Origin of the sequence: Achromobacter insolitus, from assembly GCF_002209555.1 — a bacterium.
GTDB classification, from domain to species: Bacteria; Pseudomonadota; Gammaproteobacteria; order Burkholderiales; family Burkholderiaceae_B; genus Achromobacter; species Achromobacter insolitus.
The window spans coordinates 591,049-611,613 of sequence record NZ_NJIF01000003.1 but is presented as its reverse complement, the minus strand read 5'-3'; the positions used below and the strand labels follow the sequence as shown (position 1 = coordinate 611,613).

17 protein-coding genes are annotated in these 20,565 nt (G+C 65.8%); 15 read left to right on the top strand and 2 right to left on the bottom strand.

Annotation, left to right across the window (positions count from 1 at the left end; translation table 11 throughout):
- Window positions 1-5: 5 nt before the first annotated feature.
- From CEY08_RS12990 to CEY08_RS12920, 15 genes are all read left to right on the top strand, one after another.
- A complete protein-coding gene (locus tag CEY08_RS12990) occupies window positions 6-1,391 on the top strand; it encodes a NarK family nitrate/nitrite MFS transporter (protein ID WP_076813243.1) in 1,386 nt (461 codons plus the stop codon).
- Window positions 1,392-1,545: 154 nt separating this feature from the next.
- Window positions 1,546-5,289 (top strand): nitrate reductase subunit alpha, encoded by a 3,744-nt coding sequence (locus CEY08_RS12985; protein ID WP_076813246.1) that lies wholly within the window; start codon window positions 1,546-1,548, stop codon window positions 5,287-5,289.
- The gene (gene narH / locus CEY08_RS12980) at window positions 5,286-6,851 is read left to right on the top strand and encodes a nitrate reductase subunit beta (protein ID WP_076813248.1); all 1,566 of its coding nucleotides are present in this window, start codon (window positions 5,286-5,288) and stop codon (window positions 6,849-6,851) included. The genes CEY08_RS12985 and narH overlap by 4 nt, the downstream gene beginning before the upstream one ends.
- A 14-nt stretch (window positions 6,852-6,865) precedes the next feature.
- Entirely contained in the window at window positions 6,866-7,513 is a 648-nt protein-coding gene (gene narJ, locus CEY08_RS12975; protein WP_076813250.1) for a nitrate reductase molybdenum cofactor assembly chaperone, read from the top strand.
- An 18-nt stretch (window positions 7,514-7,531) separates the two neighbouring features.
- On the top strand, window positions 7,532-8,215 hold the full coding sequence (narI, locus tag CEY08_RS12970; RefSeq protein ID WP_076813252.1) for a respiratory nitrate reductase subunit gamma: 684 nt from the start codon (window positions 7,532-7,534) through the stop codon (window positions 8,213-8,215).
- 21 nt (window positions 8,216-8,236) lie between these two features.
- Window positions 8,237-8,998: a peptidylprolyl isomerase gene (locus tag CEY08_RS12965; RefSeq protein ID WP_076813254.1), complete on the top strand. Its 762-nt coding sequence runs from the start codon at window positions 8,237-8,239 to the stop codon at window positions 8,996-8,998.
- Complete coding sequence (gene moaA / locus CEY08_RS12960) at window positions 8,995-9,993, top strand: GTP 3',8-cyclase MoaA (protein ID WP_076813257.1); 999 nt, start codon at window positions 8,995-8,997, stop codon at window positions 9,991-9,993. The genes CEY08_RS12965 and moaA overlap by 4 nt, the downstream gene beginning before the upstream one ends.
- 1 nt (window position 9,994) lies before the next feature.
- Window positions 9,995-10,654: a carbonic anhydrase gene (locus CEY08_RS12955; protein WP_076813260.1), complete on the top strand. Its 660-nt coding sequence runs from the start codon at window positions 9,995-9,997 to the stop codon at window positions 10,652-10,654.
- Window positions 10,651-11,148: a molybdopterin-guanine dinucleotide biosynthesis protein B gene (gene mobB / locus CEY08_RS12950; protein WP_076813263.1), complete on the top strand. Its 498-nt coding sequence runs from the start codon at window positions 10,651-10,653 to the stop codon at window positions 11,146-11,148. Before CEY08_RS12955 ends, mobB begins: the two co-directional genes overlap by 4 nt.
- 78 nt (window positions 11,149-11,226) lie before the next feature.
- Entirely contained in the window at window positions 11,227-13,164 is a 1,938-nt protein-coding gene (locus CEY08_RS12945) for a type IV pili methyl-accepting chemotaxis transducer N-terminal domain-containing protein (protein WP_063640744.1), read from the top strand.
- A gap of 11 nt (window positions 13,165-13,175) precedes the next feature.
- Complete coding sequence (locus CEY08_RS12940) at window positions 13,176-13,847, top strand: response regulator (RefSeq protein WP_076817655.1); 672 nt, start codon at window positions 13,176-13,178, stop codon at window positions 13,845-13,847.
- Between the two features lie 78 nt (window positions 13,848-13,925).
- Window positions 13,926-14,942 (top strand): ubiquinone anaerobic biosynthesis protein UbiU, encoded by a 1,017-nt coding sequence (gene ubiU, locus CEY08_RS12935; protein WP_076813265.1) that lies wholly within the window; start codon window positions 13,926-13,928, stop codon window positions 14,940-14,942.
- Window positions 14,939-15,832, top strand: a complete 894-nt coding sequence (locus CEY08_RS12930) for a U32 family peptidase (protein ID WP_076817658.1) — start codon at window positions 14,939-14,941, stop codon at window positions 15,830-15,832. The genes ubiU and CEY08_RS12930 overlap by 4 nt, the downstream gene beginning before the upstream one ends.
- Window positions 15,829-16,257, top strand: a complete 429-nt coding sequence (gene ubiT / locus CEY08_RS12925) for a ubiquinone anaerobic biosynthesis accessory factor UbiT (protein ID WP_076813267.1) — start codon at window positions 15,829-15,831, stop codon at window positions 16,255-16,257. Before CEY08_RS12930 ends, ubiT begins: the two co-directional genes overlap by 4 nt.
- 124 nt (window positions 16,258-16,381) lie before the next feature.
- Window positions 16,382-17,098 (top strand): SDR family NAD(P)-dependent oxidoreductase, encoded by a 717-nt coding sequence (locus CEY08_RS12920; RefSeq protein ID WP_076813269.1) that lies wholly within the window; start codon window positions 16,382-16,384, stop codon window positions 17,096-17,098.
- A gap of 54 nt (window positions 17,099-17,152) precedes the next feature.
- Here CEY08_RS12920 and CEY08_RS12915 read toward each other — a convergent pair whose 3' ends face one another.
- Together CEY08_RS12915 and CEY08_RS12910 are read right to left on the bottom strand one after the other, a co-directional pair.
- Complete coding sequence (locus tag CEY08_RS12915) at window positions 17,153-19,315, bottom strand: ABC transporter permease subunit (RefSeq protein WP_076813271.1); 2,163 nt, start codon at window positions 19,313-19,315, stop codon at window positions 17,153-17,155.
- A gap of 70 nt (window positions 19,316-19,385) precedes the next feature.
- Entirely contained in the window at window positions 19,386-20,408 is a 1,023-nt protein-coding gene (locus CEY08_RS12910; protein WP_076813274.1) for an amino acid ABC transporter substrate-binding protein, read from the bottom strand.
- Window positions 20,409-20,565 lie beyond the last annotated feature (157 nt).

Sequence of the window (20,565 nt, the reverse complement as noted above, 5' to 3'; positions counted from 1 at the left end):
ATTCCATGTCCACTCAAGTCCTCGCGCGGTGGGAGCCGGATAATCCCGGCTTCTGGAAGCAGACCGGCGCCCGCGTCGCCAATCGCAATCTCTGGATCTCCATTCCGGCGCTGATGCTGGCCTTCAGCATCTGGATGCTGTGGAGCGTGGTGGTGGTCAACCTGGACCGCGCCGGCTTCATGCTGTCCAAGAACCAGATGTTCTGGCTGACGGCGCTGCCCGCGCTGTCGGGTGCCACCCTGCGCATCTTCTATTCCTTCCTGGTGCCGGTGTTCGGCGGACGCAAGTGGACGGCCATTTCCACTGCATCGCTGTTGATTCCCGCATTGGGCATGGGCTTCGCCCTGCGTGATCCGACCACCTCGTTTCCGACCTTGCTGATCCTGGCGCTGCTGTGCGGCCTGGGGGGCGGTAACTTCAGCTCCAGCATGGCCAATATCAGCTTCTTCTTCCCCAAGGAGAAAAAGGGCCTGGCCACGGGTTTGAACGCGGGCATCGGCAACCTGGGCGTGTCGCTCGTGCAGTTTGTGGTGCCCGTGGTGATTTCCATCGGCGTGTTCGGTGTTGCCGGCGGCGATCCGCAGGCCATTACCGTCAACGGCGCGCAGCAAAACCTGTGGCTGCAGAATGCCGGCTTCATCTGGGTAATCCCCATTGCGCTGGCCTCGATCGCCGCCTGGTTCGGCATGAACGACATCGCCGACGCCCGCGCCTCGTTCGCGGACCAGGCCGTCATCTTCAAGCGCAAGCACAACTGGCTGATGTGCTGGCTGTACGTGGGCACCTTCGGTTCCTTCATCGGCTTCTCGGCGGGCTTCGCCATGCTGACCAAGACGCTGTTCCCGCAGGTCGATCCCATGGCCTATGCCTTCCTCGGCCCGCTGGTGGGTTCGTTGACGCGGCCTTTCGGCGGCTGGGTGTCGGACAAGCTGGGCGGAGCAAAGGTCACGCTGTTCACCTTCGCGGCCATGATTGCGGCGGTGCTGGGCGTGGTGATGTTCCTGCCCGTGGCCGGACAGGCGGGCAATTTCAATGGCTTCCTGGCCATGTTCATCGTGCTGTTTGCACTGACCGGCGTGGGCAACGGTTCGACCTTCCGCATGATCCCCGTGATCTTCCTGCGCGAACGCACGCAGGCCGCCGAAGGCCGTGGCGCCGCGGCGCAGAAGCAGGCCCTGGCGGACGCTGCCAAGGAGTCCGCCGCGGTGCTGGGCTTTTCGGGCGCGATCGGCGCATACGGCGGCTTTTTCATCCCGCGCAGCTTCGGCACCTCGCTGGAAATGACCGGCAGCGTGCAGGCAGCCCTGTATTGCTTCATCGGCTTTTACGCCACCTGCATGGTCATCACCTGGTGGTATTACGCCCGCCGCAATGCCCCGGTGCCTTGCTAGAGCGAAACGGACGCGGCCGGAGTGACTAGTCATTCTGCCGCGTCCGGCCTGTGCCACCGGCGAATGGTCCGGCAGGCGGGCCGCGCCCACAATGGATTCAACAGCATTGATCGCAGTACGCGCCGGCGGGACCGGCGCACTTGGAGAATAGAGAATGAGCCATTTTCTGGACCGCTTGAAGTTCATGTCGCGGGTGCAGTCCACCTTCGCGGACGGTCACGGCGAAACGGTCAACGAGGACCGCAAGTGGGAAAACGCCTATCGCGCCCGCTGGCAGCATGACAAGGTGGTGCGCTCGACCCACGGCGTGAACTGCACGGGCTCCTGCTCCTGGAAGGTCTACGTCAAGAACGGCCTGATCACCTGGGAAACCCAGCAGACCGACTACCCGCGCACGCGGCCGGACCTGCCCAACCATGAGCCCCGCGGCTGTCCGCGAGGCGCGTCGTACAGCTGGTACGTGTATTCGGCGCAGCGCGTGAAGTACCCGATGATCCGCGGCCGCCTGATGGAAATGTGGCGCGAAGCCCGCAAGACCATGGACCCGATCGCGGCCTGGGAATGGATCAGCCAGGATCCCGCGCGCGCCAAGCGATACAAGGCGGTGCGCGGCCTGGGCGGCTTCGTGCGTGCCGACTGGGACACGGCGATGGAGATCATTGCTGCCGCCAATGCGTACACCATCAAGAAATTCGGCCCCGACCGCCTCATCGGCTTTTCGCCGATTCCGGCCATGTCCATGGTCAGCTACGCCGCAGGCGCCCGCTACCTGAGCCTGCTGGGAGGCGCCTGCCTGAGCTTTTACGACTGGTACTGCGACCTGCCGCCCGCCAGCCCGCAGATCTGGGGCGAACAGACCGACGTGCCGGAATCGGCCGACTGGTACAACTCGACCTACCTGATGGTGTGGGGCTCCAACGTGCCGCAGACCCGCACGCCTGACGCGCACTTCTACACCGAGGTCCGCTACAAGGGCACCAAGACGGTGGCCGTGTCCAGTGACTTCGGCGAAATGGTCAAGTTCGGCGATATCTGGCTGGCGCCCAAGCAAGGCACCGACGCCGCACTGGCCATGGCCATGGGCCACGTGATCCTGAAGGAATTCCACCTGTCCGGCGCCTCGGACTATTTCCGCGACTACGTGCGGCGCTACACCGACATGCCCATGCTGGTGCTGTTGAAGGAGCGCGACGGCTTCCACGCGCCGGACCACTTCCTGCGCGCCTCGCACCTGGACGGCGCCCTGGGCGAGCAGAACAACCCGGACTGGAAGACGCTGGTGCTGGACGCCAAGAGCGGCGACCTGGTTGCGCCCAACGGCAGCATCGGCTTTCGCTGGGGCGAGGGCGCGGTCAACGGCGGCGAGAAAGTCGGCCGTTGGAACCTGGAGTCCAAGGACGGCGGCAGCGGGCGCGAGATCGAACCCACGCTGAGCCTGCTGGACCAGTCGGATGCCGTGGTCGGCGTCGGCTTCCCGTATTTCGGCAGCGAGCATGGCGAGCTGCAGGTGCGCAATGTGCCGGCGCGCCGCATCCGGTTATCCGATGGCAGCGAGGCGCTTGTCGCCACGGTGTATGACCTGCAGATGGCCAACTACGGCCTGGACCGCGGCCTGGGCGGCGGCAATGTCGCCAGCTCCTACGACGACGACGTGCCTTACACGCCTGCCTGGCAGGAAAAGCACACCGGCGTGCCGCGTGCGCAAGTCATCCAGGTGGCGCGTGAGTTCGCGCAGAACGCCCACGACACCGAAGGCAAGTCCATGGTGATCGTCGGTGCCGGCCTGAACCACTGGTACCACATGGACATGATCTACCGCGGCATCATCAACATGCTGATGATGTGCGGCTGCGTGGGCAAAAGCGGCGGCGGCTGGGCGCACTACGTGGGCCAGGAAAAGCTGCGCCCGCAATTCGGTTGGGCCCCGCTGGCCTTTGCCGCGGACTGGGTCCGCCCGCCGCGCCAGATGAACGGCACCTCGTTCTTCTATGCGCACACCAGCCAGTGGCGCCATGAAAAGCTCAACGTCCAGGAGATCCTCGGCCCCACGGCGGACCGCGGCCGTTATGGCGACCTCAGCATGATCGACCTGAACGCCCGCGCCGAGCGCATGGGCTGGCTGCCGTCGGCGCCGCAATTGCGCACCAATCCGCTGGACGTGGTGGCGCAGGCCGAAAGCCAGGGCAAGGATCCAGTGGCCTACGTGGCCGAACAGCTCAAGTCGGGCGACCTGCGCATGTCCTGCGAAAACCCGGACGACCCTGCCAACTTTCCGCGCAACATGTTCGTGTGGCGCTCCAACATCCTGGGTTCCAGCGGCAAGGGCCATGAGTATTTCCTGAAGTACCTGCTGGGCACGCAGAACGCGGTGTTCGGCGACGAAGCCGACGCGATCAAGCCCACCGAGGTGACCTACCAGGACGATGCGGCCGAAGGCAAGCTGGACCTGCTGACGGTGTTGGACTTCCGCATGAGCACTACCTGCCTGTATGGCGACATCGTGCTGCCCACGGCCACCTGGTACGAAAAGGACGATCTCAACACCTCGGACATGCACCCGTTCATCCATCCGTTGAGCGAGGCGGTGCAGCCGCTGTGGGAAAGCAAGACGGACTGGGAAATCTACAAACTCCTGGCCAGGAAGTTCAGCGATATCGGCGGCCCCTACCTGGGCAAGCGCCGTGACGTGGTGCTGACCCCGCTCATGCACGACACCCCGGGAGAACTGGGCCAGGCTTTCGAGCCCAAGGACTGGAAGCTGGGCGAATGCGACCTGGTGCCCGGCAAGACCGCGCCCAACATGACCGTGGTCGAGCGCGACTACAACGACATCTACCGCAAGTTCACCTCGGTGGGCCCGCTGCTGGACAAGCTGGGCAACGGCGGCAAGGGCATCAACTGGAACACCGAGCACGAGGTGCACGAGCTGGCCGGCATCAACGAGGCCGTGACCGAGCCGGGCGTGAGCCAGGGTCGGCCGAAGCTCGACACCGCCATCGATGCGGCCGAGATGATCCTGACCTTCGCGCCTGAGACCAACGGCCACGTGTCGGTCAAGGCCTGGGAAGCATTGAGCAAGATCACCGGACGCGACCATGCGCACCTGGCCGTCGGCCGCGAACACGACAAGATCCGCTTCCGCGACATCCAGGCGCAGCCGCGCAAGATCATTTCCGCGCCCACCTGGTCGGGCCTGGAAAGCGAGGAGGTCAGCTACAACGCCGGCTATACCAACGTGCACGAGCTGATTCCATGGCGCACGCTGACCGGCCGCCAGCAGTTTTACCAGGACCACCGCTGGATGCTGGACTTCGGCGAAGGCTCCTGCGTGTACAAGCCGGCCATCGACACCAAGACGGTCGCGCCCATGCTGGGCCGCTACTCGAATGGTGAAAAGGAACTGGTGCTGAACTGGCTGACGCCGCACCAGAAGTGGGGCATCCACAGCACGTACTCGGACAACCTGCGCATGCTCACGCTGAGCCGCGGCGGTCCTCACGTGTGGATATCGGAAACCGAAGCCAGGCAGGCCGGGCTGGTCGATAACGACTGGGTTGAAGTCTTCAACGTGAACGGCACGCTGACGGCGCGGGTGGTGGTCAGCCAGCGCGTGCCCGTGGGCATGTGCCTGATGTACCACGCCCAGGAAAAGATCGTGAACGTGCCCGGCGCGGAAACCAGCGGCAAGCGCGGGGGGATCCACAACTCGGTCACGCGCACGGTGCTCAAGCCTACGCACATGATCGGCGGCTACGCCCAGCAGGCCTACGGCTTCAACTACTACGGCACCGTGGGCGCCAACCGCGATGAGTTCGTGGTGCTGCGCAAGATGAAGAAGGTGGACTGGCTGGAAGGTCCGCTGGTCGAAGCAACGCAACAAGAAGAGAAGCAATCATGAGGATACGCGCCCAAATCGGCATGGTGCTGAACCTGGACAAGTGCATCGGCTGCCACACTTGCTCGGTCACCTGCAAGAACGTCTGGACCAGCCGCGACGGCGTCGAGTACGCCTGGTTCAACAACGTGGAAACCAAGCCCGGCATTGGCTATCCCAAGGAATGGGAGAACCAGGAAAAGTGGAAGGGCGGCTGGAAGCGTACCGCCGCCGGCAAGCTGGAGCCGCGCCAGGGCGGCAAGCTGCGCATCCTGGCCAACCTCTTCGCCAACCCGAACCTGCCGCAGATCGACGACTACTACGAACCGTTCACCTTCGACTACGAGCACCTGCAGAAGGCGCCGCTGTCGCAAACACCGCCCACCGCGCGCCCGGTGTCGGTGTTGACGGGCAAGAAGATGGAAAAGATCCATTGGGGCCCGAACTGGGAAGACGACCTGGGCGGCGAATTCAGCGCGCGCAGCCGCGACGCCTTGTTCGAGGGCGTGCAGAAGGAGATGTATTCGACCTTCGAGAACACCTTCATGATGTACCTGCCTCGCCTGTGCGAACACTGCCTGAACCCGGCCTGTGTCGCCAGCTGCCCGTCCGGTTCCATCTACAAGCGCGAAGACGACGGCATCGTGCTGGTCGACCAGGACAAGTGCCGCGGCTGGCGCATGTGCATCTCGGGCTGCCCGTACAAGAAGATCTACTACAACTGGAACAGCGGCAAGGCCGAGAAGTGCACCTTCTGCTACCCGCGTATCGAAGCCGGCCAGCCCACGGTGTGCTCGGAAACCTGCGTGGGCCGCATCCGCTACCTGGGGGTGATGCTGTATGACGCCGACCAGATCGAGCAGGCGGCGTCCACCGCCAGCGAGCAGGACCTGTACCAGTCGCAGCTCGACCTGTTCCTGGATCCGCATTCTCCCGAGGTGATCGCCGCCGCGCGCGAGCAGGGCATCCCGGAATCGTGGCTGGAAGCCGCGCGTAAATCGCCGGTCTACAAGATGGCGGTGGAGTGGCGCGTCGCCTTCCCGCTGCATCCCGAATACCGCACCTTGCCCATGGTCTGGTACATCCCGCCGCTGTCGCCCATACAGACGGCGGCCGAGTCCGGCCAGATGCCCCGGCGCACGGTGGGCAAGAGCGGCATGATCCCCGACGTGTCCAGCCTGCGCATTCCGGTGCGTTACCTGGCCAACTTGCTGACGGCGGGCAAGGAGGCGCCGGTGGTGCACGCGCTGGAGCGCATGCTGGCCATGCGAGCCTACAAGCGCTCCGAGACCGTGCACGGCGAACGCGACACGGCCTTGCTGGACCAGGTGGGCTTGACGGAAGCGACCGTGCAGGACATGTACAAGATCATGGCGATTGCGGACTACGAGGACCGCTTTGTCGTGCCCAGCAGCCACAAGGAAGTGGTCGAGGACAGCTTCAACGAGAAGGGCAGCTGCGGCTTTACCTTCGGCAACGGCTGCTCGGGCGGGGTGTCGGAAGGCACCTTGTTCGGACGCAAGCCCCAGGGCAGCGAGATCTTCATCGAGATGCCGAAATCCCGCAAGAAGGCCGCTTCGGTCTAGGAAAGGAGAAAATCATGAGTCTGTATCGCCTGCTTTCCGCCTTGCTGTGCTACCCCGAACCCGAGCTGCTGGAGGCGCTGGGCGAAATCGAAACCGCCTTGGCCGATTATCCCGACGCAGAGGAAACCTTGCAGCCGCTGGTCGGCTACCTGGCCACCAACGACCTGATCGCGCTGCAGGAGAACTACGTCGCGACCTTCGATCGCAACCGCTCGCATTCGCTGCATCTGTTTGAGCACGTGCACGGCGAAAGCCGCGATCGGGGCCAGGCGATGGTGGACCTGCTGGACACCTACCGCGGGCACGGCTTTGAACCCGCGGTGTCGGAGCTTCCGGACCATGTGCCCCTGTTCCTGGAGTTCCTGGGCGTGATCGACCCGGCACAGGCGCAGGACCTGCTCGATGATGCCATCCACGTCCTGGCCGCCATCGGCGCGCGCCTGGCCAAGGGCGAAAGCCCCTACGCCGGCATCTTTGCGGTGCTGCGCTCGCAGTCCCGCGTGATTCCCCGCGAACAGACCGAGGCGCCCGTGCGCGACATGGACGAGGCGATGGAAACCTTCGGGGCCGGACCGGACGGCGTAGAACCGCTGCTGCGCCCGTTCTCGGGCGATGGCGCACAGGCCGTGCGCTTCTATCCCCGCGCGCCCGCGGCTCATTAACCTTCAGGACGACGCATCATGAACTCCCTGAATCAGTTCTTCTTCGGCATCTATCCCTACATCGCGCTCACCGTCTTCCTGCTGGGAAGCCTGGTGCGCTTCGAACGCGAGCAATACACCTGGAAGTCGGACAGTTCGCAGCTGTTGCATCGCGGGCAATTGCGCCTGGGCAATATCCTGTTCCATATCGGCATCCTCGGCCTGTTCTTCGGGCACCTGGCGGGGCTGCTGACGCCGGTCGTGGTGTGGGACACCCTGGGCGTGTCGCACAGCCTGAAGCAGACTGTGGCCATGGTGGCCGGCGGCGTCATGGGCGGCCTGTGCCTGATCGGCCTGCTCATCCTGATCCATCGCCGCCTGAGCGACCCTCGCATCCGCGCGACCACGCGGCCCGGCGACAAGTTGCTGCTGTTGTGGATCCTCGTGACCCTGTTGCTGGGCCTGTCCACCATCGCGCTGTCGGCCGGCCACATGGATGGCGAGATGATGGTGCGACTGATGACCTGGGCTCAGCACATCGTGACTTTCCAGGGCGATGCGGCCAGCCATATCGCCGACGTGCCGGCGCTGTTCAAGGCGCATCTGTTCATGGGCCTGACGCTCTTCGTGATCTTCCCGTTCACGCGCCTCGTCCATGTATGGAGCGGCTTCGCCTCGCTCGGTTACCTGGGCCGGGCCTGGCAACTGGTGCGCCCGCGCTGATCCCCGTCCCAGGAGCCGACCATGCCTGTCATCGTCAATGGCGTCGAACTGAACGACGCGGATCTCGAACGTGAACTGCCGTTGCATGCCGACGCCGACAATCCCATGCGCGAGGCGATCACCGCCCTGGTGCTGCGCCGAGTGCTGCTGGACGAGGCCGGCCGGCTGGGCCTGGACGCCTCGGACGAGGAGGGCGTCATCGGCGCCTTGCTGGCCCGCGAGGCGCCGGCGCCCGAGGCCGACGAAGCTGCCTGCCGCCGCTTCTACCAGATGCACCCGCAGCGCTTCATGGCGGGCGAACTGGTCGAGGCGGACCACATCCTGTTTCAGGTTACGCCCGGCGTGAACCTGGACATGCTGCGGGCGCACGGCAACGCTGTGCTGGCTGAACTGATGGAGGATCCCTCACGCTTTGCCGAGGTGGCGCGGCAGCAATCGAACTGCCCGTCGGCGGCGGTCGGCGGCAGCCTGGGGCAGTTGGGGCGGGGCGACACCGTGCCGGAATTCGAGCGCGCGGTGTTCGCGCTGCCCGCCGGCGGCCTGTTGCCTCAGCTTTTGGAGACCCGCCATGGCCTGCACATCGTGCGGGTGACGCGGCGCATCGAGGGCCGCATGCAGCCCTATGAGCACGTGGCGGGCCAGATCGCCGCGGCACTGTCCTCCATGAGCCGCGACACCGCGTGGCGTCAGTATGCCAGGCTACTGGTCGAACGCGCCGACATCCAGGGCATAGACCTTCAGGGCGCCGAGCCCGAGCGCGTCTATGGCGGGAGCGCCGCATGATGGACGAGCCGGCTGCGGGACCTCTGGTCGACGGCCACGGCCGTCGCATCGACTATCTGCGGGTGTCGGTCACGGACCGCTGCGATCTGCGTTGCAGCTATTGCCTGCCCAAGGACTTCAAGGGGTTTGAAACCCCCGCCAACTGGTTGCGCCACGAGGAAATGACGCGGCTGGTGCGGCTGTTCGTCGAGCTGGGCGTCAGCAAAGTCCGGCTTACTGGCGGCGAGCCGTTGCTGCGCCGCGGGCTGGCCGGATTGGCCGGGGTGATCGCTGCCATGCCCGGTTTGCGCGATCTGTCGGTGTCCACCAACGGCACGCAACTGGCGCGCCACGCGCGGGAACTGCGCGCCGCAGGGGTGGACCGCCTGAACATCAGCCTGGATACGCTGGACGCCGCCGCGTTTAGCCAGATCACCGGCCGGGATTGCCTGGATTCCGTGCTGGCGGGCCTGGCCGCGGCCCGGGACGCGGGGTTTGCGCCCATCAAGCTCAACAGCGTGGTCCACGCGCAAACGCCCGAAGCCGAGGTGCGCCGGTTGCTGGATTACGCGGTGGAGCAGGGTTTCGTGCTGCGCCTGATCGAGCCCATGCCCATGGGCAGTTGCGGCCGCGGCCATGCGCACACCGATTTGAATGCGATGGGCGCGCGGCTGGCAGCCGGCGCGGGCCTGGTGCCATCGGTGGGCGGAACGGGCGCGGGCCCCGCGCGCTACTGGACCACGGGTCGCGGCATGCCCGTGCTGGGGGTGATCACCCCGATGTCACGCCATTTCTGCGCCGCCTGCAACCGCGTCAGGCTGGGCGTGGACGGTACTCTGTACCTGTGCCTGGGACAGGAAGACCAGGTGCCGCTCGGACGCATGTTGCGCTCGGGCGCCGACGACGCCGCGCTGATCCAGGCGATCCGGGCCGGCATCGCAGCCAAGCCGGAGCGCCACGATTTCGTGGCGCGTCCGGAACGTATCGTGCGCTTCATGGCACAGACGGGAGGCTGACATGCGCGATATCGAACGCCTGGTCGACGGCTTCCAGCGGTTTCAGCAGCAGTACTACGAGGATGCGCCGACGCTCTACCGCAATCTCTGCGAGGGCCAGCACCCCAGCACGCTGCTGGTCGGGTGCTGCGATTCCCGGGTGGACCCGGCTATGCTGCTGGGTTGCGACCCGGGCGACATTTTCACGGTGCGCAATGTGGCCAACCTGGTGCCGCCGGCCAGCACCGACCGGGGCCTGCAGGGCGTGCTGGCCGCGATACAGTTTGCCGTCGAGCAGTTGCAGGTCAGCCGAATCATCGTGTTGGGCCATGCGCAATGCGGCGGCATCCGCGCGCTGATGGACCGGCGTACCCGGGGCGATGGCGAGACCGATTATCTGGAACGCTGGATGGACATCGCCGAACCCGCCCGCAGGCAGGTGCTGCTGCAGATGCCCCAGGCGACGGCCGCCGAACGCCGGCGCGCCTGCGAGCAGGCGTCCATCCTGATTTCGCTGCGCAACCTCGAGGACCTGCCTTTCGTGCGGCGCGCGGTGGACGCGGGTAGCCTGACCCTGCACGGCTGGTATTTCGATCTGGTGGCGGGAGCTTTACTGGCATACTCGGCGCGGGCGGACGCATTCCTGCCCATCGTATGTCCTTCGTTAACGGAGCTTGCATGACCCCAGTTTTCGGCATTGCCGGCCGTTCCGGCAGCGGCAAGACCACTTTGATCGAGGCGATGCTGCCCTTGCTCGCCGCGCGCGGCCTGCGGGTCAGCGTCATCAAGCACAGCCATCACGATTTCCAGATGGAGCCGCCCGGCAAGGACAGCGCGCGCTTCAGGCAGGCGGGCGCGCAGGAGGTGATGGTGGCATCGCCTTTCCGTTACGCCATCGTCCACGAGTTGCGCGGCGCGCCCGAACCCACGCTGCAAGAGCAACTGGCGCGGCTGGCGCCGGCCGACCTGGTGCTGGTCGAAGGCTTCAAGCAGGCCGCGATTCCGCGCATCGAGGTGTATCGGCCGGCGCTGGGCAAGCCGCCGCTGCATGAGGACGACGGCAGCTTCCTCGCGGTGGCCACCGACACGCCGCTCCAGACTGCCTTGCCCTGCCTGCCGGTCAATGAGCCGGCGCGGGTTGCGGACTTCATTTGCCGCACCCTCGGATTTGCCTGACGGCCAGAGGCCGGGCAGGAGCCCCAGCGGCTACACTGGAGCCCGCAGTATTCCTCGAGCACGACCGCGTTGAAAGACATGAAGCCCATCGATACCGCCGCTGAAACCGATGGCCTGCCGTCGCCCTGGCATCGCCTGTCCACGCGTATCGTCATCAGCTCCCTGGTGGCGCTGGTTGTCGTGCTGTCCATGGTCAGCTGGACGCTGTGGCTGTCCTGGCAGCTGGAAGGCGCGGGCGCGGCCATCAACGATACGGGCAGCCTGCGGATGCGGGCAAACCGCGTCGCGGTGGAGCTCATGCGTCCCCAGGCCGGGCGTGAATTCCGCACCAACGAGCAGGTCCTGCTCATGGACGACACGATTGCCCGTTTGGCGCGTGGCAATCCGGCCCGCCCGCTGTTCATTCCCAATGACGAGGCCATCCGCAGGCAATGGCATGACGTGGCGGCCTATTGGTACGACGTCATGAAACCGGCGGCCACGCGTGCGCTGCAGCAACCGGACGCCGCCACCTATCTGGAAACCTTGCCGGAATTTGTTGCCCGCGCGGATACCTTGGTGCGCATGATCGAACAGGACAACGCCGGCAAGACCACCTCGCTGCGCCTGTCCCAGGGCGTGCTGGCCGCCATTGCCAGCGCCGGCACGCTGGCAATGATCTACCTGCTGTATCTCTGGATCATTTCGCCCGTGCTGCGCCTGCGCGACGGCCTGCAGCGCATGGCCGCGCGGGAATTCAGCACGCGGCTGCCCGTTGAGAGCAAGGATGAGTTCGGCGTGCTGGCGCGCGGCTACAACCGCATGGCCGACGAACTGCAGGATCTGTACACGGGCCTGGAGCGGCGCGTCGAGGAAAAGACCGCGCAGCTGGCCGCGCAGAACCGCGACATCGGCGCGCTCTACGATATGGCCGCCTTCCTCAACCAGCCCAACGAGATCGAGGCGCTGTGCGACGGCTTTTTACGGCGCGTGATGCTGCAGTTCGATGCCGAGGGCGGCAGCATTCGCGCCCTCGATCCCAATAACGAGAAGCTCAACCTGATGGTGGCGGTGGGGCTGTCCGACGAATTGGTCGAATCCGAGCATTGCATGCAGGTCAACGATTGCTATTGCGGCGTCGCTACCCGGCAGGCCGGCGTCATCGTCATCCAGGACTTCCGCCAGTCGCCACCCTCGATGGAACTGAATTGCCAGCGCGAGGGGTTCGCCAGCGTGGCGGTGTTTCGCATCGTCACGCGGGACGAGGTGCTGGGTTCGTATTCCTTGCATTTCCGCCAGCAGCGCCGTCTGGCGCCTGCGGAATCCCAGCTGCTGGAAACGTTGGGGCAGCATCTGGGCGTGGCGCTGGACAACCGCCGCCTGAGCGCCCAGGCGCGCCAGCTCGCGGTGGAGCGCGAGCGCGGGCTGGTGGCGCAGGGGCTGCACGACAGCCTGGCCCAGGGCCTGAACTTTCTGAACCTGCAGCTGCAGATGCTGGACGCCGCGGTCAGGCGCGGCGATCAGGCTGAAATCGACGAGATCCTGCCACTGTTGCGCACGGGGGTGGACGAAAGCTACCAGGACGTGCGCGAGCTGCTGACCAACTTCCGTACCAAGCTGTCGCAGGGCGACTTGCAGGCGGCCATCGAAGACACCGTGGCGCGTTTCCGCCGCCAGACCGGTATCGAAACCGAATTGCGGTTCGGACCGGGCGTCGGCGCGCCGCTGCCGCCCGATGAGCAACTACAGGTGCTGTTCATCCTGCAAGAGGCCTTGTCCAATGTGCGCAAGCATTCCGAAGCCAGCCATGTGCGCATCGATGTCGCCAATGATCGCGACTTTACGCTGGTCATCGCGGACGACGGCCAGGGCTACGACCCCGCCGAGGTCGCCGAACGCGGCGAGTCGCACGTCGGCCTGCACATTATGCGGGAGCGCGCCGCGCGCATGCGCGCCGTGATAAAACTTGAATCGCAACCCGGCGCCGGCACGCGCGTCGCGCTGACCTTGCCCGGCAGTGAACGCCAGGCTGCCTGATGATCCCGACCATGCCCATCCGTATTCTCCTTGTAGATGACCACACCCTGTTTCGCTCGGGCGTGCGCCTGTTGCTGCAACGCCAGTCCGATTTCGAGGTAGTGGCCGAAGCGGGCGACGGCGTCGAAGGTCTGAAGCGCGCCAAGGAACTCAAGCCCGACGTGGTTCTGCTGGATCTCAACCTGCCGGGCCTGTCGGGGCTGGAAACCTTGCAGCTCCTCACGCAGGAGCTGCCGTCCTGCGCCGTCATCATCCTGACCGTGTCCGAGGAAGCCGACGAACTGGGACAGGCGCTGCGCGACGGCGCACGTGGCTATCTGGTCAAGAACATCGACGCCGATGCGCTGACCGCTGCGATCCGCCGCGCGGCGGGCGGTGAGCCGGTCATCGCCGAGAGCATGACCGCCAAGCTGGTGGAACAGTTCCGCGGGCAGGCCAGCCTGGCGGCGCAGGCGCCGCAGTCCGTTGGTGGCGCCGAGCGCCATCGGCTGACCGCGCGCGAGACGCAGATCGTGCAGTGGCTTGCGCGGGGCGCGAGCAACAAGGTCATTGCGCGTGAACTGGACGTAAGCGAAAGCACGGTCAAGATCCACGTGCAGAACGTGCTCAAGAAACTGAACCTGACCAGCCGTGTGCAGGTTGCGGTGTATGCGGTGGAGCACGGGCTGTACACGGAAGAATAGGGCGGCGCGCAGCGTTCGGCGTATGCCGTTTGATCTGCGACAAGGCCGGGGGCACGGCGGGCCCATAGACTGGCCGGCATGGAAACTCGAACCTCTCCCCTGGAGCTCGTGGCCCCCGCCGGCAGCCTGGCCGCGCTGAAAGCCGCAATCGATGCCGGCGCGGACACCGTCTACCTCGGGCTCAAGAACGCCACCAACGCCCGCAATTTTGCCGGGCTCAACTTCACCGAAAGCGATATCCGCGCGGGCGTCGACCTGGCGCACAGCCGCGGACGACAGGTGCTGTTCGCCATCAATACCTTCGTGCAGGCGGGCAGGGCGCCGGAGTGGCGCGCTGCCGTGGATGCCGCCTACGGCTTGGGCGCGGATGCTGTCATCATGGCCGACGCGGGGCTCCTGGCTTATGCCAGCGACCGCTATCCCGGGCTGCGCCTGCACCTTTCCGTGCAAGGCTCCGCCACCCACGCCGACGCCATTGAACTCATGAAGGAACAGTTTGGCATCCGCCGCGTGGTATTGCCGCGGGTACTGACGCTGGCGGAGATCGCGCGCATTTGCGCCAATGTCAGCGTTGAGGTGGAAGTCTTCGGTTTCGGCAGCCTGTGCGTCATGGCCGAAGGCCGCTGCCTGCTGTCGTCCTACGCGACAGGCGATTCTCCCAACAACAAGGGCGTCTGTTCGCCCGCGCACGCGGTGCGCTGGTCCGAAGAGAACGGCCGCATGGACGCGCGCCTGAATGGCATTCTGATCGACCGCTACGAGCCGGGCGAGCCGGCCGCCTATCCCACCCTGTGCAAGGGCCGCTTCGAAGTGGACGGGCAGGCCGACCATGCGCTGGAGGAACCCACCAGCCTGAACGCCATCGGTCTTTTGCCCCGCCTGGCGGAGATGGGCGTATCGGCCATCAAGATCGAAGGACGGCAACGCAGCCCGGCCTATGTCACGCAGGTGGTGTCGACTTTGCGCGCCGCATTGGACAGCGCGCACGCGGATGGCACCCGCTTTTCTCCCCGCCCCGAATGGAATGCCATGCTGGCGCGCCATTCCGAAGGTTCCCAAGTCACGCAAGGCGCATTCGAACGGCCATGGAAATGAAAACCAGCGCAAATCAGATATCGGTCGGGCCGCTGCAATACTATTGGCCGCGCCAGCACACGCTGGATTTCTACGCGGCGTTGGCGGACAGCGCCGCCGACATCATCTACCTGGGCGAAACCGTCTGCAGCCGCAGGCATGAGCTGCGCGCCGACGACTGGCTGGAGCTGGCGCGCGACCTGCGCGACGCGGGCAAGGCGGTGGTGCTGTCGGGTCGCACCTTGATCGAGACCGGCGCCGAGGCCAGCGCGCTGAAGAAGCTCTGCGGACAGGACGACTTCATGGTCGAAGCTGGCGAGCTGGGCGCGGTGCGGCATCTGAACGGCCGTGCCTTCGTGGCCGGGCCTCACATCAATGCCTATCACGGCGGCACCCTGGAATGGCTGGCCGAGCGCGGCGCCACGCGCTTTGTCGCGCCGCTGGAAATGGACGGCAGGACATTGGCCGTCTTGATGGCCGAGAGGCCCGCTCGCCTGGAGGCGGAAGTCATGGTCTGGGGCCGCATGGCGCTGGCGTTTTCCGCGCGCTGTTTCACGGCGCGGCATTTCCGGCTGAAGAAGGACGACTGCGGCTTTCGCTGCATTGAACATCCGGATGGGCTGGACATGCGTACGCAGGAATCGAGCGAGTTCCTCGCGATCAACGGCATCCAGGTGCAGTCGGCAGCCTGCCTGGACTTGTTGTCGCAGGCGCCGGCCTTGGCGGCAATGGGCGTGGAGGTGCTGCGAGTCAGTCCGCAATCGGCGGGCACCCTGGAAGCGATCGCCGCGCTGGATGCGATGCGCCGCGGTCTCGCGCCTAGGGACGCGCATCCGCCAGCGGGCATGGTCCGATGCAATGGCTATTTCCACAGCAAGCCCGGAATCGACTTGTTGGAGGCAGCGGCATGAGCCCGGCAATCCAGGTGCCCGGCGTCGTCGCCAAACTGGGCCGGCGTTTGCCCGCAACTTTCGTGTCGCTGCATTTCGCGGCCGGGCTGGAACTGGCGCGTCGGCTGAAATGGCTGACGCCGCCGTCGGAGCTGGAAGGGCGCAGCTTTGCCATCACAGTCGAGGACTTGGGCCTACGCAGCAGTTTCGTCCTGCGGCAAGGCACGTTTCGGCCGGTATGGAGCGGCGCGGCCGCCGACCTGGAACTGGGTGCGAAGCTGGCGGATTTATTGGCCTTGATGCGTTCGGAAACAGACGCCGATACCTTGTTCTTCCAGCGTCGGCTGCGTATCTCGGGCGACACGGAACTGGGGCTGATCGTCAAGAACTGGCTGGACGCGGCGCCGCGTCCAGCCTGGCTGCAAGGCGCGGGCGCGGTGCGTTGACGGCGCGCAATGTCCGTCGGCGCTTGTGGGCATTGCGGGCTTGCTCCACGGGCCGTGCTATACCGGGCGACTTTGCAGCGGGAAGCCTTGCCGCTTTCCCGGGCTTGATCGGACGGAGGTAACAATGCGGGTCATGGTGGTGGGCGCCAGCAAGGGGCTGGGCAGGGCATTCGTGGAGGGGCTGGGCCAGGATGCCTCGCTCATCGTGGGCGTGGCGCGCCGCGCGCCGCCGGACATCACAGTCCCTCCTGGCTGCGAATTGCGCTGGATCGCAGCCGACCTGTCGCGGCCCGAGGCTGCCGTCCAGCAGATCGCCGCGCAGGCGCCGGATGCGCTCGACGCCATTCTCTACAACCTGGGGGTGTGGGAAGAACACGCATTCAGCGAGGACTACGATTTCCTGACGGACTCGCCCGCGGAGATCGCGCGCATGGTGGACATCAACGTCACCGCTACCATCCTGTTGCTCCAGCGCTTGATCCCGCGCGTGCTGGGCGCGCGCAAGCCGCAAGTCATCCTGACTGGCTCTACCTCCGCGTTGGCCGGCAGCGGTCGCCCCGAGGTGACGTTCGGCGCTTCCAAGCATGCGCTGCGAGGCATCGCGGACGCCCTGCGCGAGAGCTTCAGGGAGCGTCGCCTGGCGGTGACTTGCCTGCAATTAGGCTACCTGAACACGCAAGATGGCCTGGACGTGCCGCGCGACGCGGCCAGCCTGCGGGGAGCGGGCGGCCTGATACCGGTGCATGACGTGGTGGCGATGACGCGCGCGCTACTGACTCTGTCCGACGCGTCGTTCGTGCGGGAAATCGTGATGCCGGCGCTGATGGATGAGCGCTTCTGAAGGCGGCCAGGCGCCTGGCGCCAGCAGCGGGTCGCGTCGTCTTCCAATGCAGCCTCAAACGCGGCCGGTCTTGCCTTCCATGGCGCGGGCGACGCGCGACAGGGCCAGGCTGGCCACAAAATACAAGGCGGCCACGGCCAGGTAGATCTCGACGTGGTAGGGCCGCCAATCCGTGCCGGCGACCACGGCCTTAGCCGCGCCGAGCACGTCGAAAACGCCGATGATGCTGACCAAAGACGTGTCCTTGACGGCGCCCACGAACACGCCCAGGGCGGCAGGTGCGGCGATGCGGCGGGCTTGCGGCCAGATCACCGAACCATAGGCCATGGCGGCAGGCATGCCCAGCGCGCGCGCCGCCATCATCTGGCCGGGCGGTATGGCCTGCAGCGCGCCGCGCAGCACCTCCGCCAGGAGGCAGGCGGTGTGTAGCGTCAGCGCGGCCAACGCCATGGCGAATTTGGATGCGCCACCGCCCAGCAGCATGGGCAGCACGAAGGACGCGAACAATAGCTGCGTCACCAGCGGTACCCCACGCACGGCTTCGATCAGGCCGGCCGCAACCCGCGAGGTGGCATAGGTGCCGTTGCGGCGCAACAGTGCAAGCACGAATGCCAGCGGCACGGCGGCCAGCAGGGCGGCGATGGCCAGGATCAATGTGACGAGCAGCCCGCCCCAGCGCTGCGGACCTATGGCGGCCCCGCCCCAAGGCCAGCCGGACAGCGCGCTGACGGCAACGCCCAGCAGAATGGCGAGCAGCACCGCGCAAGCCGTGGCGCGTATGCGGGCTGTAGTCAGCGTCAGCGCTACTCCAGCCAACAGGGCTGCGCAAGCGGCCAGCGCGGGGGCGCGGTCGGCCTGGGCCATGGTGCCGAAGAGCAACAAGGGCAGGTTTTCGCCCACAGCGGCCCAGCACGCGCCAGCCGAGGCTGAGCATGCCACCGGATCGCCACGCCACACCGCGCCGAGCAGCGCCCATTCCAGCAGGCGCCACAGGATCCAGCCCAGGGGGGCTGCCAAGGCGGCCGATAACAGCCACCCGCGCCAGCCACGGCGTTCGTCCGCGGCATTCCACGACGGCCGCTCGCCCAGGCGCGCGCCGTGCGTGTCGCCGGGACCGTGACGTGTGTTGCGCGCGTTCCATGCGGATAATCCGCCACCCAGCGCCAGCGCCAGGCCAAGATAGACCATGACGGCCAGCGCGATGCCTTCGAGCGCAAGGCCCGTCTGCGTGATTGCCGTGTTGATCACCGCCATCAGTTCCTGATAGCCGATCGCGATCGCCAGGGTGCTGTTCTTCACCAGCGCCAGGCACTGGTTGGCATAAGGGGGTAGCGCCACGCGCGCGGCATAAGGGGCGATGACCAGCCGCAACACCTGCCAGGGCTTCAGGCCCAGGGCCTGGCCCGCTTCCACCAGCCCCACCGGAACGGCGCTTACCGCAGCGCGAGCGACGTCGGCGATATAAGCCGCGTGGAAAACGACGAGCCCTATCGTCAGCGCCGCGAATTCGATGCTCGGCTGCCAGCCGCCCTGCAAACCCAGTCCGCGCCTGATCGGTATGTCGATCTGGACCGCGGGCAACAGAATCCACGCCAGCAGCGCAGCGGCCAACACCGCATATCGCGCAGGCTTGCCCCAGCGACGGCCAGCGTACCAGCCTGACGCGAGCGCTGCCGCAGCCACGGCCGCATACGGCAGCCAGCCATGCAGGGCAGGCAGGGCCAAGCCGCGATTGGACAGCAGCACGTGCGGCAGCGGCGACCATGCCTGGCGCATATCGGGCAGGCGCAACAGCAAACCGTACCAGACGAACAACTGCAGCAGCACGGGCGTATTGCGTAGAGGCGCGATGATGGCGGCGGCGCAACGCGCCGCCAACGGATTGCGCGACATGCGCAGCAGGCCCAGGCCAAGCCCCAGGGCCGTGGCCAGCGGGATCGCCAACGCCGCGACAGTCAGAGTGTTGACCAGGCCCGCGGCGATCGACATCCAGTAGGGGTCTTCCGGCGTGACGTCGAGCAGGCTTTCGGAGATCCGGAAGCCGGCAGGCTGGAACAGGAAGCCGAAGCCGCCCTGGATGCCACGTGCGGCCTGCACCGATTCGATGTGCCAAAGCAGAACGGCCGCCATGCCGCCAAGCGCCAGTGTCCAGGCCAGCGTGGATAGCCACCGCGGCCAAGGGCCGGTAGAGGGAAAGTAAAGAGAGTTCGCGGCCATGGTCAGCGGGATGTGCGCAAAAGAAAAACAGGCGGGCCTGCGCCCGCCCTTGGCATTCAGGCGGCCAGAATCATTGGAACGGCGGCGAATACAGCAGTCCGCCCTGGTTCCATTGCGCGTTCAATCCCCGGTCCAGCTTCAGCGGCGTTGCGGCGCCCAGATTGCGATTCCAGACTTCGCCGTAGTTGCCGACGGCCTTGATGGCATTCTTGGCCCAACTTTCGTCCAGGCCGAAACTCTTGCCTATGCCAGGGTCCATGCCCAGCAGGCGGCGCACTTGCGCGTCAGCGCTTTGCGTCTGGCTATCGGCGTTTTGCGCGGTGATGCCGAGTTCCTCGGCCGCTACCAGCGCATTGATGGTCCAGCGCACAATGGCCGTCCAGTTGGCATCGTCCTGCCGCACGAAGGGGCCCAGCGGCGATTTGTTGATGCGTTCTGGCAGGATGACGAAGTCGTCGGGCCGGCCGGCGCGGGCGGCCCGGCTGGCTGCCAGGGTCGACGCATCCGACAGGTAAACGTCGCAGCGTCCCGCGTAAAAGGCCTGCTCCAGTTCCACCAGGTTTTCGATAACGACCGGACGGTAGCTCAGTTTGTGCTTCTTGAAGTAGTCGACCAGGTTCTGCTCGTTGACGGTGCCGGGCTGCACGCAGACCTGCGCGCCATCGAGTTCCGTGGCGCTTTTCACGCCAAGCTTGCGCGGCACCAGAAAGCCCTGGCCGTCATAAAAAACGATGCCCGCGGAGACGATGCCCAGCCCGGCATCGCGGCTGGAAGTGATGGTGGTGTTGCGGTTCAACACGTCGATTTCACCGGACTGGAGCGCGGGAAAGCGTTGCTGCGAACTCAGCGGGACGAAACGCGTCTTCTCCGGGTCGCCTAGCACGGCCGCGGCGAGCGCGCGGCACAGGTCGGCGTCCAGGCCGGTCCAGCGGCCTTGCTTGTCGGCGATGGACAGACCCGCCGATCCTTGGCTCACGCCGCAGACAAGTTCGCCCCGCTTCTTGATGGTATCGACCGTGCCGGCGTGAGCCGCGCCGGCCAGCGCCAGCGCCGCGGCCACGCCCGCAGCCTTGAATCGTTGAGTCAAACGCATGCCATTCCCTTATTCGATGCAGTCCGGAAAGGCAGGAATTCTATGGTTGTGCGGGCGTTCAGCGAGCGACTATATGGTCATATGGATATAAAAACTAAGCCTTACTCAAATGCGCGTCATATACCTAGAATCCCCTTCATACCAAGTTGAAATCACG

Bases quoted from the DNA above. Each gene is read 5' to 3' on its own strand.
- CEY08_RS12990 (WP_076813243.1), top strand. From the start codon at position 6: ATGTCCACTCAAGTCCTCGCGCGGTGGGAGCCGGATAATCCCGGCTTC.
- CEY08_RS12985 (WP_076813246.1), top strand. From the start codon at position 1,546: ATGAGCCATTTTCTGGACCGCTTGAAGTTCATGTCGCGGGTGCAGTCC.
- narH (WP_076813248.1), top strand. From the start codon at position 5,286: ATGAGGATACGCGCCCAAATCGGCATGGTGCTGAACCTGGACAAGTGC.
- narJ (WP_076813250.1), top strand. From the start codon at position 6,866: ATGAGTCTGTATCGCCTGCTTTCCGCCTTGCTGTGCTACCCCGAACCC.
- narI (WP_076813252.1), top strand. From the start codon at position 7,532: ATGAACTCCCTGAATCAGTTCTTCTTCGGCATCTATCCCTACATCGCG.
- CEY08_RS12965 (WP_076813254.1), top strand. From the start codon at position 8,237: ATGCCTGTCATCGTCAATGGCGTCGAACTGAACGACGCGGATCTCGAA.
- moaA (WP_076813257.1), top strand. From the start codon at position 8,995: ATGATGGACGAGCCGGCTGCGGGACCTCTGGTCGACGGCCACGGCCGT.
- CEY08_RS12955 (WP_076813260.1), top strand. From the start codon at position 9,995: ATGCGCGATATCGAACGCCTGGTCGACGGCTTCCAGCGGTTTCAGCAG.
- mobB (WP_076813263.1), top strand. From the start codon at position 10,651: ATGACCCCAGTTTTCGGCATTGCCGGCCGTTCCGGCAGCGGCAAGACC.
- CEY08_RS12945 (WP_063640744.1), top strand. From the start codon at position 11,227: ATGAAGCCCATCGATACCGCCGCTGAAACCGATGGCCTGCCGTCGCCC.
- CEY08_RS12940 (WP_076817655.1), top strand. From the start codon at position 13,176: ATGCCCATCCGTATTCTCCTTGTAGATGACCACACCCTGTTTCGCTCG.
- ubiU (WP_076813265.1), top strand. From the start codon at position 13,926: ATGGAAACTCGAACCTCTCCCCTGGAGCTCGTGGCCCCCGCCGGCAGC.
- CEY08_RS12930 (WP_076817658.1), top strand. From the start codon at position 14,939: ATGAAAACCAGCGCAAATCAGATATCGGTCGGGCCGCTGCAATACTAT.
- ubiT (WP_076813267.1), top strand. From the start codon at position 15,829: ATGAGCCCGGCAATCCAGGTGCCCGGCGTCGTCGCCAAACTGGGCCGG.
- CEY08_RS12920 (WP_076813269.1), top strand. From the start codon at position 16,382: ATGCGGGTCATGGTGGTGGGCGCCAGCAAGGGGCTGGGCAGGGCATTC.
- CEY08_RS12915 (WP_076813271.1), bottom strand. From the start codon at position 19,315: ATGGCCGCGAACTCTCTTTACTTTCCCTCTACCGGCCCTTGGCCGCGG.
- CEY08_RS12910 (WP_076813274.1), bottom strand. From the start codon at position 20,408: ATGCGTTTGACTCAACGATTCAAGGCTGCGGGCGTGGCCGCGGCGCTG.